The 16681-nt window shown below is 21.8% G+C and carries 14 protein-coding genes and 1 pseudogene; 7 read left to right on the forward strand and 8 right to left on the reverse strand.

All coding sequences use genetic code 11. The features are described 5' to 3' along the window. Positions 1–30 precede the first annotated feature (30 nt). Both LFWB_RS02245 and LFWB_RS02250 read left to right on the forward strand, forming a co-directional pair. Positions 31–666, forward strand: a complete 636-nt coding sequence (locus tag LFWB_RS02245) for a phase variable surface lipoprotein (protein WP_210954510.1) — start codon at positions 31–33, stop codon at positions 664–666. A 530-nt stretch (positions 667–1196) separates the two neighbouring features. Continuing rightward, positions 1197–2141 (forward strand): IS3 family transposase, encoded by a 945-nt coding sequence (locus LFWB_RS02250; protein ID WP_210954511.1) that lies wholly within the window; start codon positions 1197–1199, stop codon positions 2139–2141. Between the two features lie 542 nt (positions 2142–2683). On the opposite strand, the gene LFWB_RS02255 is transcribed toward LFWB_RS02250, so the two are convergent. From LFWB_RS02255 to LFWB_RS02270, 4 genes are all read right to left on the reverse strand, one after another. Continuing rightward, positions 2684–3505 carry a hypothetical protein gene (locus LFWB_RS02255; RefSeq protein WP_210954512.1) on the reverse strand — a complete coding sequence of 274 codons (822 nt, stop codon included), beginning with the start codon at positions 3503–3505 and terminating at the stop codon, positions 2684–2686. Positions 3506–4124: 619 nt separating this feature from the next. Continuing rightward, positions 4125–4376 (reverse strand): hypothetical protein, encoded by a 252-nt coding sequence (locus tag LFWB_RS02260; RefSeq protein WP_210954513.1) that lies wholly within the window; start codon positions 4374–4376, stop codon positions 4125–4127. Positions 4377–4394: 18 nt separating this feature from the next. Beyond that, positions 4395–4928, reverse strand: coding sequence for a hypothetical protein (locus LFWB_RS02265; protein WP_210954514.1), 534 nt, complete (start codon positions 4926–4928; stop codon positions 4395–4397). Positions 4929–5155: 227 nt separating this feature from the next. Beyond that, positions 5156–5383: a hypothetical protein gene (locus LFWB_RS02270; RefSeq protein ID WP_210954515.1), complete on the reverse strand. Its 228-nt coding sequence runs from the start codon at positions 5381–5383 to the stop codon at positions 5156–5158. A 506-nt stretch (positions 5384–5889) separates the two neighbouring features. Here LFWB_RS02270 and LFWB_RS03885 point away from each other — a divergent pair. Beyond that, positions 5890–6127 (forward strand): annotated as a pseudogene (locus LFWB_RS03885) (IS3 family transposase); the annotation flags it as partial. A gap of 707 nt (positions 6128–6834) precedes the next feature. Here the strand turns inward: LFWB_RS03885 and LFWB_RS02275 are convergent. Next, entirely contained in the window at positions 6835–7200 is a 366-nt protein-coding gene (locus LFWB_RS02275; RefSeq protein ID WP_210954516.1) for a hypothetical protein, read from the reverse strand. A 527-nt stretch (positions 7201–7727) separates the two neighbouring features. Here LFWB_RS02275 and ychF point away from each other — a divergent pair. From ychF to holA, 4 genes are all read left to right on the forward strand, one after another. Continuing rightward, positions 7728–8846 carry a redox-regulated ATPase YchF gene (gene ychF, locus LFWB_RS02280; protein WP_210954517.1) on the forward strand — a complete coding sequence of 373 codons (1119 nt, stop codon included), beginning with the start codon at positions 7728–7730 and terminating at the stop codon, positions 8844–8846. Between the two features lie 75 nt (positions 8847–8921). After that, positions 8922–11672 (forward strand): isoleucine--tRNA ligase, encoded by a 2751-nt coding sequence (gene ileS / locus LFWB_RS02285; RefSeq protein ID WP_246454205.1) that lies wholly within the window; start codon positions 8922–8924, stop codon positions 11670–11672. A gap of 91 nt (positions 11673–11763) precedes the next feature. Next, on the forward strand, positions 11764–12669 hold the full coding sequence (locus LFWB_RS02290; RefSeq protein ID WP_210954518.1) for a tyrosine recombinase: 906 nt from the start codon (positions 11764–11766) through the stop codon (positions 12667–12669). Positions 12670–12701: 32 nt separating this feature from the next. Beyond that, positions 12702–13679 carry a DNA polymerase III subunit delta gene (gene holA, locus LFWB_RS02295; RefSeq protein WP_210954519.1) on the forward strand — a complete coding sequence of 326 codons (978 nt, stop codon included), beginning with the start codon at positions 12702–12704 and terminating at the stop codon, positions 13677–13679. Here the strand turns inward: holA and LFWB_RS02300 are convergent. From LFWB_RS02300 to dnaB, 3 genes are read right to left on the reverse strand one after another with little or no spacing between them, the layout of a single operon-like run. Beyond that, entirely contained in the window at positions 13669–14223 is a 555-nt protein-coding gene (locus tag LFWB_RS02300) for an L-threonylcarbamoyladenylate synthase (protein WP_210954520.1), read from the reverse strand. The two genes, holA and LFWB_RS02300, sit on opposite strands and share 11 nt — an antisense overlap. A 3-nt stretch (positions 14224–14226) precedes the next feature. After that, the gene (gene prfA / locus LFWB_RS02305; RefSeq protein ID WP_210954521.1) at positions 14227–15300 is read right to left on the reverse strand and encodes a peptide chain release factor 1; all 1074 of its coding nucleotides are present in this window, start codon (positions 15298–15300) and stop codon (positions 14227–14229) included. A 24-nt stretch (positions 15301–15324) separates the two neighbouring features. Next, a complete protein-coding gene (gene dnaB / locus LFWB_RS02310; RefSeq protein WP_210954522.1) occupies positions 15325–16677 on the reverse strand; it encodes a replicative DNA helicase in 1353 nt (450 codons plus the stop codon). Positions 16678–16681 lie beyond the last annotated feature (4 nt).

Raw genomic sequence — 16681 nt, forward strand, 5'->3', positions numbered from 1 at the left:
AATTAATTTAAAAAAAGGAGAAATAAAATAATGCAAAACAATACCAATCAAGAAATTAGAATCGGAGGTGAAATTAATAAACAAAATACTCCCACTGATTTAGAACAAATCAAACACTTTTTGAAAACTTTAAAAGAAGATTTAATTAACCTCACCATTATTAATCATTCCAAAAAGAAAAATACCTACCAAGAAGCTAATTATCGCCCTAAAAATCAAACTTTATTTATAGATCCAAAAATCTTAGAAGAAATTAAAAAATACAAAATAGACATAATTAAAGCCATAAAAGTAGATGACAATACAAAATTATTACTTAACCCTTCAACCCCTCTTAAAACTCAAAATAATACCCTTAAACATCAATTTAATATTTTCCAAATCAATTATAAAAATGAAACCAAAAACCAAATAAAAGAATTAATGAGCAAAATCAATATCAATAAATTAGATACTTTAAAATTATTTAAATTAGATAATCATAAAAAAGATAAATATGATAAACCTTTAAAAAGCAATTATAAAAAAGGTTTAAATATTATTTATTATCGCTTAGAAGATTTAAAACACATTAAATTCTTTATTACCAAAGATAAACGAGGATATCGCATCAGAAAATTACATCCCAAATATAAATATATATCTAAAACAAAACAAATTATTTAACTAACAATTTTATGACACTTTTATGACACTTTTATGACACTTTTATGACACTTTTATGACACTTTTATGACACTTTACTGACACTTTACTGACACTTTACTGCCCCCAAAAACCCTTTTTGCAACAAGCTTTTATAACAAGTGATATTTGATATTTTATATCGATAATGATAATGATATTCGATATTTGATATTGTCGATATATCTTTTTTTTAAATCATTATTAATTATCGATATAAATAACATCTCTTTTTTAAAACCCTTTCCATTGGAAAAAGATTGTTTATAAAAATATAAATCAAATAATATAAGCGCTGGAGCGCTAACAAAAATAAAAAGAATACATAATAAAAAGAAAAATAATAAAGAATCCCCCCATTACGCTGCCCCCCTTTTTTTTCAAACCTTACCAATTTCATCAGCGCAAAACTAAAAAATAAAACAAATTAATGGTATTTTTTTGATTTAAAAACCTTTTTGAATTATAATTATTAATATAATCAAAAAAAATAAGGTAAATAGTGTTTAATAATGAAAAAATTAAAACAAAAATTCAAATTATTGCAAAAAATGATTGAAAAAATAACTAAAATTGATAAAAAAATAGTTTTTAATTTGGTTAAAAAATTTAAAAATAACTTAAATCTTACTACCATTTTAAAAACTATCCAAATCAAAAGAAGTACTTATTATTACTGGTTAAAAATTAAAGAACAATTAAAATTAAAACAAGAAAAATACCTTTTGCAACAAAAAAGAATCGAAGCTTTATGTTGTAATCATGAATATTTTTTCGGTCATCATAAAATTACTGTTTTATACCAAAAAACTTTCAATGAATCAATTACTAAGAAAAAAGTTTATCTCATTATGAAAGAAAAAAATATTTTTTGTCGGTTAAGAATTAAAAAAAATAAACATCATTATAAAAATAATTTACAAAATAAAATTAAAATAGTACCTAACTTAATCAATCAAGAATTTATTTCATCTCGACCCCTACAAAAACTATTCACTGATATTACTTATTTTAAAACTCCTCAAGGTTTTTTATATTTTTCTTGTGTTATAGATTCTTTTAATAATCAAATTATCGCTTCACATACTTCTAATTGTCAAAATAAAGATTTAGTATTAAAAACAATCCAAAAATTACCTAAATTAAAAAAACCTTGTATTATTCATTCTGATCAAGGTTCAGTTTATCAATCTCTAAAAGTTCAACAAATCCTAACTAAAAAAGGTTTTTTAATCAGCATGTCCCGCAAAGCCACTCCACGTGATAACGCAGTAATTGAAAATCTGTTCGGCCAAATGAAAAGTATTTTATATCATCGTCATCCTTTTTTATTTCAAAAAACAATTCCAAAAATCACAAAAATAATTAATCAATTTCCTTCTTTTTGGAATCATAAATGGCTTTTAACTAAATTAAATAATTTATCCCCTTTACAATATTTTCAAACTCTTAGATAAATTATTAGTTAAATTTACATAAATAATATAACCTTATAAAAAAGGTTACTTTTCTGCACCCTTTTTTTAAGAAAAATATTAAAATTATATAAAAGATTATTTTCTTTTTATTTTGTAGACACCTTTTTAACTTTTTTTACCTAACTATATATATGGAAGGGTAAAATATTGAAAAAAATATCTTTTGAAACTAGCAAATTATTAAAAAACTTTAGACACTTTTTAATTTAATTAAAAACAACTTTGTTAGTTTGAAAAGATATGAAATTATCTACTTAATTTTAAGTTTTAAAGAACAATTTTAAAATTAAAATATGTCCAAAAAAATGGAACAGCGCATTCGTGGAATTAACACTTTTAAAAATGACACAAAAAAATTTAAAAATATTCAAAAAATGATTCTTTATTCAGAAAAAATATAAAATTATTTAGTCTAAAAAAGAATAACTTTTTAGTTATTCTTAAAAAATATTCAAAAATTAAAAGTGTTTAAATTTTAAAAACAGGAAAAAATTTAATAAAAGTCAAGAATCTTTTTTAAATTAATCATAAAATATATAGCTTTCAGGTTTGGCCATTCTATGAGATATATAAACTGGAGGTTCTAAAGGAATTTTTTTCTTTAAATAAAATAAATAAATATTTTTAGCTTCATTAGATAAATTTAACAAATCATTAATGCTAGAATAAATATATTCTAAAATTCTAATTCCTTCATCAAAATACACAATATTAATTTTTTTATCGCCTAAAAAAGAATTAACAGGTAAAGGAGATATAATTCCCTTTTGTGAAGCAATATTATAACAATTTGATTTTACAAAAATAGGTTTAGAAATTATTTTTCTTTCCATTAAAAAATTATTTACAAAAGATTTTATTTTTTCTTCTTCGTTTTCATAAAAATCCATTTCGATAAAATGTATTATTGGTTCTCTTTTTTTTAAATTAATACTTTTATTCCAAAAAAGAAAAATTTCTGAAATGGATAAAGAATTTTGTAAAATTTCTTCTAACGAAAATAAATAATCTCCTGAAAGATATTCTTCTGAAAAAATATTATTTCTAGATTTTAAATAAACCCCGATCAAACCATTAGGAGGATTTTTTAAATGATAAGATAAAATATTTTTGCCAAAACCATTATAACAAGATAATGTTCTAAGAGGTTCAATTTTATAATCAAAACATTCAAGTACATTATTAATATATTTACTCTCCGGAACAGAAATATCATATCTTATTGTTGGTTTTTGAGTTTTTAACCATTCTTCTTTTAAAACTATTGAATGACCTATTTTTATTTCATGTCCCAATTGTTTATAAAAATAACCGCGAGCATGAATTAAATTAGAACAAAACAAATAATTAAATATTAATAATGCAAAAAATATAATAATTAAAAAATAAGAATTTATTGAAATGATACAGAACCTCCTTAATTTTTTTATTTTATTTATTTTTAATTTATATTTATTAATATTTAATCGATATAATATAATATTTTAAAATTATATTAATTATAATCTAATATCTAAAATATTTTAAATAAATATTGTTTATATATGTTTATTTTTTAATTTTAGTATATTTTAATAATATTAAAGTTATAATTATTAGAATATTTATACTATGCGAAAATAACAAAACGATGATTTAAATAATTAAATTAAGATTATTATCACGAAAATACTTTTTGGTCTAATCATTTTTATTATTATTTATTCTTTTTGATTTTTTTATTGATTAATTTAATATTTTATGCTATTATGTATAGTTTTGACAAAAGTGATGGCGGCCGGTAATATCAACTTCTTTTTTTTACCTTAAAAATTATGAGATAGATTATTTTAATGAAAATCTTTTTGAAAAAGACCCTCTTCGTAAGGTCTTTTTCTTTTAATAATTACATTCTAAGAAAATGTATAAATGATATTTTTTAAAAATTGTGGCTTTTAAGGACATCCAACCAGGTCAAATAAATTAATTAAATAAAGATTTTAAAAAATTAATTTTTAAAAAATAAGGATGATTTCGAATTTTTCGATGAGCTGATTCAAGATATTCAGTAAATTTATCACCATCAAATTTAGAACGTGGAAAAAGTAAATTCATTTTTTCTATCATTTCTTCTCGTTCATCAGGTATTTGTTCATCACCATTAATATCTGCGACTCTAATTTGATATCTAACAACGAAAGTCGCGAATTCAAATTTGGTTAATAATTTTCGCAACTTTTCAATAACAAATTCTCATTTTACTAATCGTTTATATAATTTAGCTGGATCTGTTGGAGTATAATCAAAAAAATCTTGTTGTGCTTCGATTCGCCCATCCTCTGACGATAAATCTGCGAAAAAAGTTATGTCTTTAATAACTTCGTTTTTATGATTCCGCAATATTATTTCGCTATCAACCTTATGATGGACGCTTATCGGGTTATATAAAAAGTTATATATTTGTTTCATAATATAAGTTTTCATATTGATAAAAAAATAATTAATATTCCCATCAAAATTTTTTAAAAATTTTATAGCAAAAAATATCCCTTCTTGTTCTAGATCTTCTTTTTTAACAAAATTTGGAAATTTTTCAATTCTTGTCATAAATTTTTTAACCAAAGGTTCTAATTCATAAATAATAGTGTCAAATAATTTTTCATTTTCTTTGGTTAATTCTTTATTTTTATTGATAGAACTATTTATTTCTTGTTTATTAATTAAAAAAAATTCTAACTTTTTCTTAACATCGGCGATAATATCTACATATTTTTTGATTTTTTTCATTTTAATAATTTTTCCTTTTTTAACTAACTTCTTCTTAATATATAACGTCCTGGAAATTGTAATTTCACACAACAAAATTTACGAAAAATTTATTTTAACCAAAAAATGGAAAAATAAAGCGCGATTTTCTTTTTTTTAATTTTTTAAAAGTTGGAATTTGTACCAAAAAAAATCAAATATTTTCATATTTTCCTAAAAAATGGGGTGAAAAAGTCCGTTAAAATATATTAAATTTTTAATTTTAACGGACTTTTAATTTTTCTTATATCTACTTCTTTTTTAAAAAATACTTTTGTTGGATTTTTAAAACTTAAAAAAGATTTCAAAACTTTTTCTAAACTTTCAACAACGAACAAAATATTATGCTTTTTTTGATAGAGCAAATTAGTAAAATATTTATTATCAACTGGAATTTTATCTTTAAATTGAACTTTCCAATTCGAAATTTTAGACAAAGGAATAGTTTTTAAATTTTCGCAAACTAATCGAACATCGGGATTGCGATAATTAACTTTTAAAATAGGCGGAATGATATTGTTGTTTTTTTTGTTTGTTAAATTATTTTTTTCTATTTGTTTGTTAATAAGTTGAAAATGTTTATTTTGAATATTATTTTGAATAAAGTATTGATTTAAATGATAAAAAATAATATCAAAATTTTGTTGATTAATATATAAAATATTAGTTAAAATATCGTAATGATAATTTTTATGAGATTTAATTTTTAATTATCTATAAAACGGTTTTAAGCCCATACTAAAACAACTGCACCGACAATTAGCATAAACCATCTATAAATAAATGATTTTGTTTCACTTTTTGAATAAATCATCTTCTTTAAATTCCTTTTCATTTTTTTATTTTTATTTTTGTTTTGCAAAAAAAAAAAAAAAATAAAATAAAAATTGAAAAATTACATACTAACGAATTGTTACGTACTTAATCAAGAGATTCTCTCTAAAAAAGTTTTTTAGTAAGTATGTCCCGAAAAGCCACACCCCGCGATAACGCTGTAATCGAAAACCTATTTGGGTAAATGAAAAGTATTTTATTTCGCCGTCACCCTTTATTAATTTTTAAAACCAATTTTCCAAGTTAAAAAAATATTAAATTTGTTTTCTAAATTCTGGAATCAAAAATGGCCTTTATCTAAATTAAACACTTTATCTCCAATTCAATATATCCAATCTCTTAATTAAAAATTCTTATTTCTAAAACAAAATAAAATAATCCAAAAAAAAGACTAACTAACAATTGGTCTTTTTTTTACCTAAACTTCTAACTATTTTTTAGATTAATTTTTTTAACAAAAAAAAATAGACTTTCATGGTTTTTTTGCCTTAATAATAAGTAGAGGGAAATTAATCAAAAACCAAAAACCTCTTAAAGTAATTAAATTCGAAAAAAAATGAATTTTGATGTGACTTTCGCGATTTTTTTGCCTTAATAATATATAGAGGGGTAAAAAACCAAAAAACTCTTAAAACTAGTAAATTCGAAAAAAAATGAAAAAATATTAATTTTGATGCGAGATTTCAACTTTTTTTCCTTTAATAATAGATAGAGAGAAATTAATCAAAAATCAAATATCTTTTGAAAATAGCGAATTATAAAAAAACAAACAATTATAAATTTTAGTAAATATTTTGTTATTTTGAAAAGATATGAAATTTACTTTTGATTTTAATTTTTGAATAAAAATAATTTTAAAAAATGTCCAAAAAAACAAAACACCCCAAAGATTTATATATAAATAAAGACTATATTTATGGAATTGGCGCAAGGTTAAAAAAGTTTTTATTATATTTTTTTTATATAGTTATAATAATTTGACATAATAAAAAGAAATTACTATTTTTTCGAAAGGTCTTTTTAATTCCGTACTTTTTAATTTGAAACCGTTAGATTATTTGGTTCGATTATATAATTTTGGTTCGTATTTTCCAACTAAAATTAAAATTCCTGCAACGCAACCACAATAAAGTATTCCGACAACCATTTTTGTATTTGGAGATGCTTTTCCTTGAAAAATTCTAAGAAACAAAATTAAAAAAAGAATTGATAAAAAAATTAATATTACTAAAAACGTCACAAATATTATCAATATTATCTTTGATATATAATCATTATTAAAAAAATTAAAAAACAAGAAATAAAATATCATCGAAATTCCCAAAATTATACCTAATACAGAAAAAACTATACCGAATGCACAACCAGTTTTTACGACAGTATCTACTTCATATTCATTTTTTTGTGATTTATTATACATATTATAATTTTCTTTCTTTTATAATTTTTAAAACTTATTTTAATTTTAATAAAAAAAACAAAAAAAGCAAATAATATATTCTTATATTGTTTTTTTATAAAAATTTATATCTTTAAAAAAAGAAAATTAGATGATTAAATATAATTTTGTAATAGATTGAATTTAGTTAAAAAAATTTTAATATAACAATTATATTTAACTAATAATGAAGTAAACAAATAATTATATTTACTAATAAATAATTTTATTTCGTTCCATCTTTAAATACTCTTAAAACTTAAAATAAATACTTTTAAACAGTTATATAAATTTAAATTAAAATAATTATAAAAAATAAATATCATTATACAAAAATTCAAAATACACTAATTTATCAATATTTATTTTATTTACAAAAAAATATATTATTTTAAGTTAAAATATATATTATAGTATTTAATTAAAAATAATATTATATTGATTCAAAAAATAATATATAAAATTCAAAATATAAAAAAATATATTTAAAATTAAAAAAGGTTAAAATTATGAAATTAGGAATTATAGGATTACCTAATGTAGGCAAATCAACTTTATTCAACACTATAACTAATATGAATGTTTTAGAAGCGAATTACCCTTTCGCAACTATCCAACCCAATGTTGGAATAGTATCTGTTACAGACGACCGTCTAAATTTTTTAGCTCATTCATTTAAATCTCAAAAAGTTATACAAACTCAAATACAATTCGTGGATATTGCTGGTCTAGTAAAAAACGCTTCTAAAGGTGAGGGATTAGGTAATAAATTTTTAGGTCATATTAAAGATGTGGATGCCGTTTGTCATGTTGTTAAATGTTTTGAAGATCCAAATATCATTCATGTATACGACAAAATAGATCCAGTTGAAGAAAGTAATATAATCGAAATAGAATTAATTCTTTCTGATTTAGAACAAATAGAAAAACGTTTATTAAAGTTAAATAAAACAAAAAAAACAAAAGAAGAATGTTATTTAGATGAAATTAAATTATTAAACAAATTAAAAAATCATTTAGAAAAAGAAATGATGAATATTTCTGAAATAGATTTGAATGAAAAAGAATTAAAAATAATCAAAAGCTTAAATTTATTATCCTTAAAACCAATGATTTATATTGGTAATTTTAAAGAAAACGATCTAAATGATTTACAAAATAATTTATTTTTTAAAAAAATGTCCAAATATAGCGAAGAAAAAAAAAGAAAATTCATACCTGTTTGTGTTTTATTAGAAAAAGAAATTTCTACTTTAGATATCGAAGAACAAAAAAGTTTTTTACAAAATTTAAATTTAAAAAAAAGTGCTTTGGAAGAAATTATCCAAAACAGTTATAAACTCTTAGGGTTGCAAACTTATTTCACTTCGGGTCCAACAGAAACAAGAGCTTGGTCTTTTATTAAAGGTATGACTGCATCTGAATGCGCTGGATTAATTCATAGTGATTTTCAAAAAGGATTTATAAAAGCGGAAATTTATAATTATGAAGATTTGAAAAATTTTCCGAATTTTTCTAAAATAAAAGAAAATGGAAAATTAAGATTAGAAGGCAGAAACTATTTAGTTCAAGATGGAGATATAATTCATTTTTATTTTAATGTATCGAAACAACAAAATAAAAATTAATTTTTATTATTTTTTTTAAAAAAATCAATAAATTTAAAACACAAATTGATTTATTTATATTAAAGGAGTTTTTTTATGATAAAGAAAAATTACAAAGATACTTTATCAATGCCTTTGACTGATTTTCCTATGAAAGGGAATTTAAGTCAAAAAGAAACTGAAATAGAAGATTATTGGAAAAAAATTGATTTATATTCTAAAGTTTTAAACAAAAACCAAAATAATAATAATTTCTGTCTTCATGATGGGCCGCCTTATGCTAATGGAAATATCCATATTGGGCACGCTTTAAATAAAATTTTAAAAGATTTTATTATCCGTTTTAAAACAATGCAAGGCTTTTATGCCCCTTATATCCCTGGTTGGGATTGCCACGGGTTACCAATAGAAACAACTGTTTTAAAAAAAAATTCTAAAAATAAATTAACATCTAAAAAAATATTTCTAGAAAAATGCGCAGAAACAGCTTTAAATTATGTAAAAAAACAAAAAGAAATGTTTCAAAGATTAGGAATCTTAGGTCAATGGGAAAAACCTTATTTAACTTTGGATAATTCTTTTATAGCTGAAGAAATAAAAATATTCAGCAAAATGATTGAACAAAAATTAATTTTTAAAAAATTAAAACCTGTTTATTGGTCTCCTTTTTTACAATCTGTTTTAGCCGAATCCGAAATAGAATATAAAAATAAACAATCTTTATCCATTTATATTCTTTTTCCGATATTAAGAAAAGATATCTTTAAAGATGCGTATTTTTTAGTTTGGACCACTACTCCTTGGACTTTGCCAGCTAATGTGGCTATTTGTGTTCATCCAGAAAAAGATTATCATATTATAAAAATACAAAACAAAAAATATGTTTTAGGCGTTTCTGTTTTAGAAAAATTAAAAGATAAATTTAATTGGAACGAAGTAGAAATTATCAAAACTTTCAAAGGAGCGTTTCTAAAAGATTTTATTTACGAAAATAAAATATTTAATAACAAAGGAAAAGTTGTCTTAGATACTTTTGTTTCAGATACAGAAGGAACAGGATTAGTTCATATAGCGCCAGGTCACGGATTAGATGATTTTTTATTAAGCGAAAAATATAATTTAAATATTCTTTTATCTATTAATAAAAAAGGGTTAATGAGCGAAAACACTAAACAATACAAAGATCTATTTTATGATGAATTTAATTATCAAATTGTTGAAGATTTAAAAGAAAAGAAATTAATTATTCTTTCAGAGACAATAACCCACTCTTATCCTCATGACGAAAGATTAAAAAAACCAGTTGTTTTTTTAGCTATCCCACAATGGTTTTTAAACATTGAAAAAATAAAACCAAAATTATTATCAGAAATAAAAAAAGTTGAATGGTTTCCTTCATGGGGTGAAATTAAAATGTTCAACATGATTAAAGATCGAAAAGATTGGGTTATTAGTAGACAAAGAAATTGGGGTACACCAATTCCTATTTTTTACACAGAAAACAATGAACCTATTTTAGACACAAAAGTTATCGAACATGTTGCTGATTTATTTGAAAAACATGGTAAAAGTATTTGGTTAGAATGGCAACCTGCACAATTATTACCTCCTAATTATAAAAACGAAAAAAGTCCAAATAATATCTTTTATAAAGAAACAGATATTATAGATGTATGGTTTGATTCAGGAACAACTTATAGTGTATATAAAAAATTATTTAATAATTCTTTTACAGCTGATGTCTATTTAGAAGGCGCAGATCAATATAGAGGTTGGTTTAATTCCTCTTTAATTACTTCTGTAGCCGCTTCAAATAAAACCCCTTATAAAAAAATAATCACCCATGGATTTGTTTTAGATGGTTCGGGGCAAAAAATGAGTAAATCTCTTAATAACGTCATAGATCCTTTAAAAATTATTCAACAAAAAGGCGCTGATATTCTAAGATTATGGGTAGCTCATATTAACTATAATATAGACGTAAGATTAGATAAAAATATTTTACAACAAATAGAAGAAAAATATAAAAAAATAAGAAATACCTTCCGTTTTATGTTAGGAAATTTAAATAATTTTCATCCTTCTAGTCAAAATTATATCCCTTTCGATGAAAGAAATTTATTTGATCAATTATTCCTTCTAGAATTTAATAATATTTTATTACAAATAATTCAATCTTATGAAAATTATAATTTGGAAAAAATCATGAGTTTATTGTATCCTTTTATAGTGAATAAAATGAGTGCTTTTTATTTAGATTTTAGCAAAGATATTTTATATATTGAAAAAGAAGATAATAAAGAAAAAAATATTATCAAATCAAATATTTATGATATTTTAATATTATGTTTAAAAATTTTAACTCCTATAATCCCTCATACAACTTCTGAAATATATCAATATTTATCTGGAGAAAAAAAAGAAGATATTTACTTAGAATCTTTGCCTACTCAAAAAGAAATTCAAAATTGGATAGTTGATTTCAATCAAAAACAAAAAGATTTAGTTCAATTAAAAGAAGATTATAACTTATTTTTTATTTTAAGAGAAAAAATATTAAAAAAATTAGAAGATAACAGGCAAAATAAAATTATAAATAAATCTTTACAAGCTAAATTAATTTTAAAATTACCTTATAAATATTTACAAATGTTAAATTCTTTAAAAATTAAAGAAAAATTTCACCAATTATTAATGGTTTCACAATTAGAAATAATAAATTCAGAAGATTTAAATATTGAAATTATCAAAATGCCAGGCAATCCTTGCCCTCGATGTTGGAACGTTATAGAAAATAAAAATTTAGATGATTTATGCAAACGTTGTTTAAATTTTTTTAAAAAATAAAACATTCTATTAAATTTAAATCTCGCCATTTATCAAAATATTTAAAAAACAAAAAGTAGTTTTTTAAATTTAAGAAAGTTTGAATTAAAAAATGAAAAATTTTTTATCAAATTTTAAAACATATCTTCAACATGAATTATTATTATCTCCTAATACTGTTTCGGCTTATTTAAGTGATATCAACCAATATTTAAATTTTATCAAAATTAATTTAAAATTAAAAAATATAAAACAAATAACTCAAAAAGATATTTCTTTATTTTTAGAAAATATGAATGATTTTTTTAATATAGGTAGTAAAAGTTTAGCTCGCAAAATTATCGTTATTAAAAAATTTCATTCTTTTTTAATTTTAGAAAAAGAAACAGATCATAACCCTACTTTAGTTTTAAAAATTCCTAAAATAGATAAAAAATTACCTTCTATATTATCATTAAAAGAAGTTTTTCGTTTTTTAGAATGCACCAATCATGAAAAAAATAATTTTATCTCTTTGAGAAATAAAGCTTTATTCGAGTTAATGTATGATTCAGGTTTAAGAATATCTGAAATTTTAAATTTAACTTTGTCTAATGTAAAAGAAAAACGATTTTATCTTATTATACAAGGTAAAGGTTCTAAAGAAAGAATAGTGCCAATCACAAAACATTCTTTTAAAATATTAAATCAATATTTAAAAAAAGGACGTTGCGGATTGATAAAAAATAAAAAAAATTTTTTTGTTTTTTTAAATAAAAAAGGAGAAAAATTATCACGTCAAGGTTGTTATAAAATTTTCAAAAAAATAGCTAAAAAAGCTGATTTAGATATTCGTTGTTCTCCTCATACATTAAGACATTCTTTCGCGACTCATTTATTAGAAAACGGAATAGATTTGAGAACTTTACAAAATATTCTAGGACACGAAGATATTTCGACTACCCAAATTTACACTCATATCAGTCAAAAATATTTGAAAAAAATTTATTTTAAATATCACCCACGTGTAATAAAATAATTTTTTTATATTTTATAAAAGAGAAATTTAACATGGAAATTAAAAATCTAAACTTATTAATAAATTATCAAGAATTTTTTCTAAAAGAAACTAAAGACAAAATAAAACAAATTTGTAAAGAAAAAAATTATCATTTTTTGTTTTATTCTATTGATAATAATAATTATTTCCAAATGATAAGAAAAATTTCCGGAGAATTATATACTAGTTCTTTTTTTTATGATAAAAAAGTTCTTTTTATAGAAAACCTTTCTATAATCTTTTGGAAAAAAAAAATAAATATTGATTTTTTATTAGATTTTTTTAAAAATCCTCAAAAAAACATTATCATTTATATTCATGAAGAAAAAAATAATTTCCCGACTGAATTAAGAAAAAAAATATATCCTTTTTTTGATATCACCAAACAAAATAAATTTTCTTTCAAACATTTATTTGATTATACTAAGGACTCATTTGAAAAAGATGGTTTTAAAATAAAAAACTCAATTATCACTTTTTTAATTAAAAAAACAAATAATGATTTATTTTTATTAAAAGAAGAAATTCAAAAAAATAAAATATATAACTACGAAAGCAAAAATATCCAAGATATTTCGATTACAGAAAAACTTTTTGCATCATCGCAAGAACAAAATATTTTTTTATTAATTAATGCGATTATAAATAATAATAAAGAAACAAACAATTTAGAATTATTCGAAAAATTAATAAATAAAAAAGAAAGCCCTTTTTTTATTATTTATCAAATACTAAATAAACTAGAACAAATTATAAATATTAAATATTTGATAAACAAAAAAAAAACAAACAATCAAATATCCGAGATTTTAAAATATTCCCCTCAAAAAACTTTTTATTTAATTAACGAAGCTAAATTAGCATCAACAGAAAAAATACAAAATTTATTTTTAATTTTATTTGATTTATATCACCAAATGAAAAAAGGGACTATAAATCCCATTGATGGTTTTAAAAATTTTTTAATAAAACAAATTATTAATATATGATTTTTTTAATGGATTCTAAAGTAATCTCGCCTTTCCTTATATATTTCCATTCTCCACATGTAGTATCGATAATTGTAGAACTTATACAAGATAAATTTTGTTCATTAGGGTAAATCAAATCTACTTTATTAAAAAATTCCTTTTTGATTTGTTTATAATCATTTAAAGGTTTTTCGCCACTAATATTAAGCGAAGTAACTCTTAAAGGACCGTTTTGTTCTAAAATTTTTAAAGCCAATGGATGATTAGGTATTCTGATACCTATTTTTTTTTCCTGTTCATAATTAAAATAATTTTGCTGAGTGTTCACAATCAAAGTTAAAGGGCCGGGCCAAAAAAAATCATTTATTTTTTGAATTTTATCGTCTAAAACTATTATATTTTTTAATTGTTTTAAAGAAGAACATAAGACAATTATTGGTTTATGAGAAGGTCTTTTTTTGATATTATAAATTTTTTGTAAACTTTTATAATCGTAAATAGAACAGCCGATGCCATAAACTGTATCAGTAGGGAAAATAATAATTTTATCTTTTAAAATCATTCATTAAATTATTTCTTTTAATTCTTGTTTCTTTAATTCTTCTATTAAAGGTTCAATAATTAAATTAATTTTTCCTTCCATAAAAAAATCTAATTTTTGTAAACTTAAATTAATACGATGGTCTGTGACTCTATTTTGAGCATAATTATAAGTTCTTATTTTTTCACTTCTTGCCCCTGTGCCGATAAAATCTTTTTTTATTTTATTTTGTTTTTCATTTTTTTTCGATATAATTTTATCAAAAACTTTATTTTTTAACAGTTGAAAAGCTTTATCTTTGTTTTGATGTTGGCTTTTGCCTATTTGACAAGCAACACTATCTCCTGTAGGCAAATAAGTTAAACGAACTGCTGATTTAGTGGTGTTTACTGATTGGCCGCCAGGACCGCTAGCGTTAAAAGTATCTACTCTAATATCGTTCCAATTTAAATCTAATTTTTGTTCTTCTACGTATGGCAAAACTAACACTCTTGCTGTAGAAGTATGTATTCTTCCTTTATTTTCTGTTTCAGGAACTCTTTGAATTCTATGGATGCCTGATTCATATTTTAAAAAAGAAAAAATATTTTCGCCGTAAATAATCATTTCTACAGAAATGATACCGTTTTTTAAACTTGGGTTTAAATTGATAATATCTATTTTCCAATTTTGACTTTCAGCATATTTTGTATAAGCACGAAATAAATCTGATACAAAAAGATTAGATTCGTTCCCGCCTACCGCTCCTTTAATTTCCATTATAACACTTCTATCGTCGTTTTGGTTTTGGTTAAATAATATTGTTTTTAATTTTTCCAATTTAATTTCCATTTGAGATTCTAAATTTTTTTTTATTTCTTCTGCTAACAATAATAAATCATTTTGTTCCGATTCATTTTTATCGTTTTGTTGTATCAATATTTCTGTATTTTTTAATTCTTTTTCTAAATTAAGATATTCATCATAAATAAAAACAATTTTTTCTAATTTATTTATTTTTTTTAAAAAATCAATATTATTAAATATTTGTTTGTTTTCTAACATTTGTTTTTGTAAATTCAAATATTTTTCTTTTATAATTTTAAGTTGTTCCAACATATTATAATATCTCCTTTTTAAATTTTAAAATAAATTAACTTCGGTAAATTTCAAACAACTTAAATCTAAATTAAATTTTCTAATTCCTACTGCTCCCTGTCTATTTTTAGATATAATTAGTTCAGAAGTGACAATTTTATTAGTTATATCATGTTTTTTTTCTTTATCATAATAATCAGGTCGATATAAAAACATAACTATATCTGCATCTTGTTCAATACTACCAGAGTCTCTTAAATCTGATAAAATAGGTCTTTTATCTTCTCTTTTTTCCACTTCACGAGATAATTGAGATAAAGCTAAAACTGGTATTTTTAATTCTCTAGCCATTTGTTTTAAACTTTTGGAAATATCAGCTATTTCTTCTTGACGATTGTAAAAATTTCTACTATTATGTCTATTTGATTTCCCAATTAATTGTAAATAATCAATAATAACAATATCTAATTTATTTTGATTTTTCATTTTACGACATTGTGATCTAATATCTAAAATATTAGCACTTGCAGAATCATTAAATAAAATATTTAAATTTTTTAATTCAACAGAAGAAAATTCTAATAATTTTAATTCCTCGTTATTTAATCTTCCTAATTGAATTTGTTTATGAGGGATTCCGCTTTCTGCACTTATCATTCTAGTACACAATTGTTCATTAGACATTTCTAAACTAAAAAGAACTACAAAAGCTTTATTATTTCTTCGTGAAATATTGACGGCTAAATTAGACATAAAAGTACTTTTACCCATGGAAGGGCGGGCTGCTAAAATAATAAGTTCTTCAGGTTTAAAACCTAAAGTAACATCATCTAAAGAACTAAAATCAGTACTCAAACCGATAACTTTCTTTTCTTTTTGATTATAAAATATTTTTTTTTCTAACCCTGTTAATAATTGATTGATTTCTATAAGGTTACTAGTTTGTTTTTTTTTAGCTATTGCAAATAATTTTTCTTCAGCGTTATTTAAATAATTTTGAAAATCTATATCATGATTACTAACGCCTTCGTTATAAATACTCGAAATAGTCATGATAACCTCTCTTCTTAAAGCGGCATCACGTACAAACTCGATATAAGTGTCTAAATGATATATAGAAGGGATGTTTTCACTTAATTCTATCAAATACTTTTTTCCGTTTTCTATTTTATGTTTTTTTTGTTCTAAAACAGCATTAACAGAAAAATAATCAATACTTTTGTTACTTTGATCTAAATTTTTCATCGCTTCATAAATATATTGATGTTCAAGATTAAAAAAATCTTCTGTATTTAATACTTCTACAACTGTTTTTAATTTGGAATTATCTAAAAAAATAATCCCTAAAATAGATTGTTCCGCCTCTAAATGGAAAGGTAATTTAGTATTTTGACTCATATTT

The sequence above is a fragment of the Candidatus Phytoplasma luffae genome (genome assembly GCF_018024475.1).
Taxonomy (GTDB): domain Bacteria; phylum Bacillota_I; class Bacilli_A; order Acholeplasmatales; family Acholeplasmataceae; genus Phytoplasma; species Phytoplasma luffae.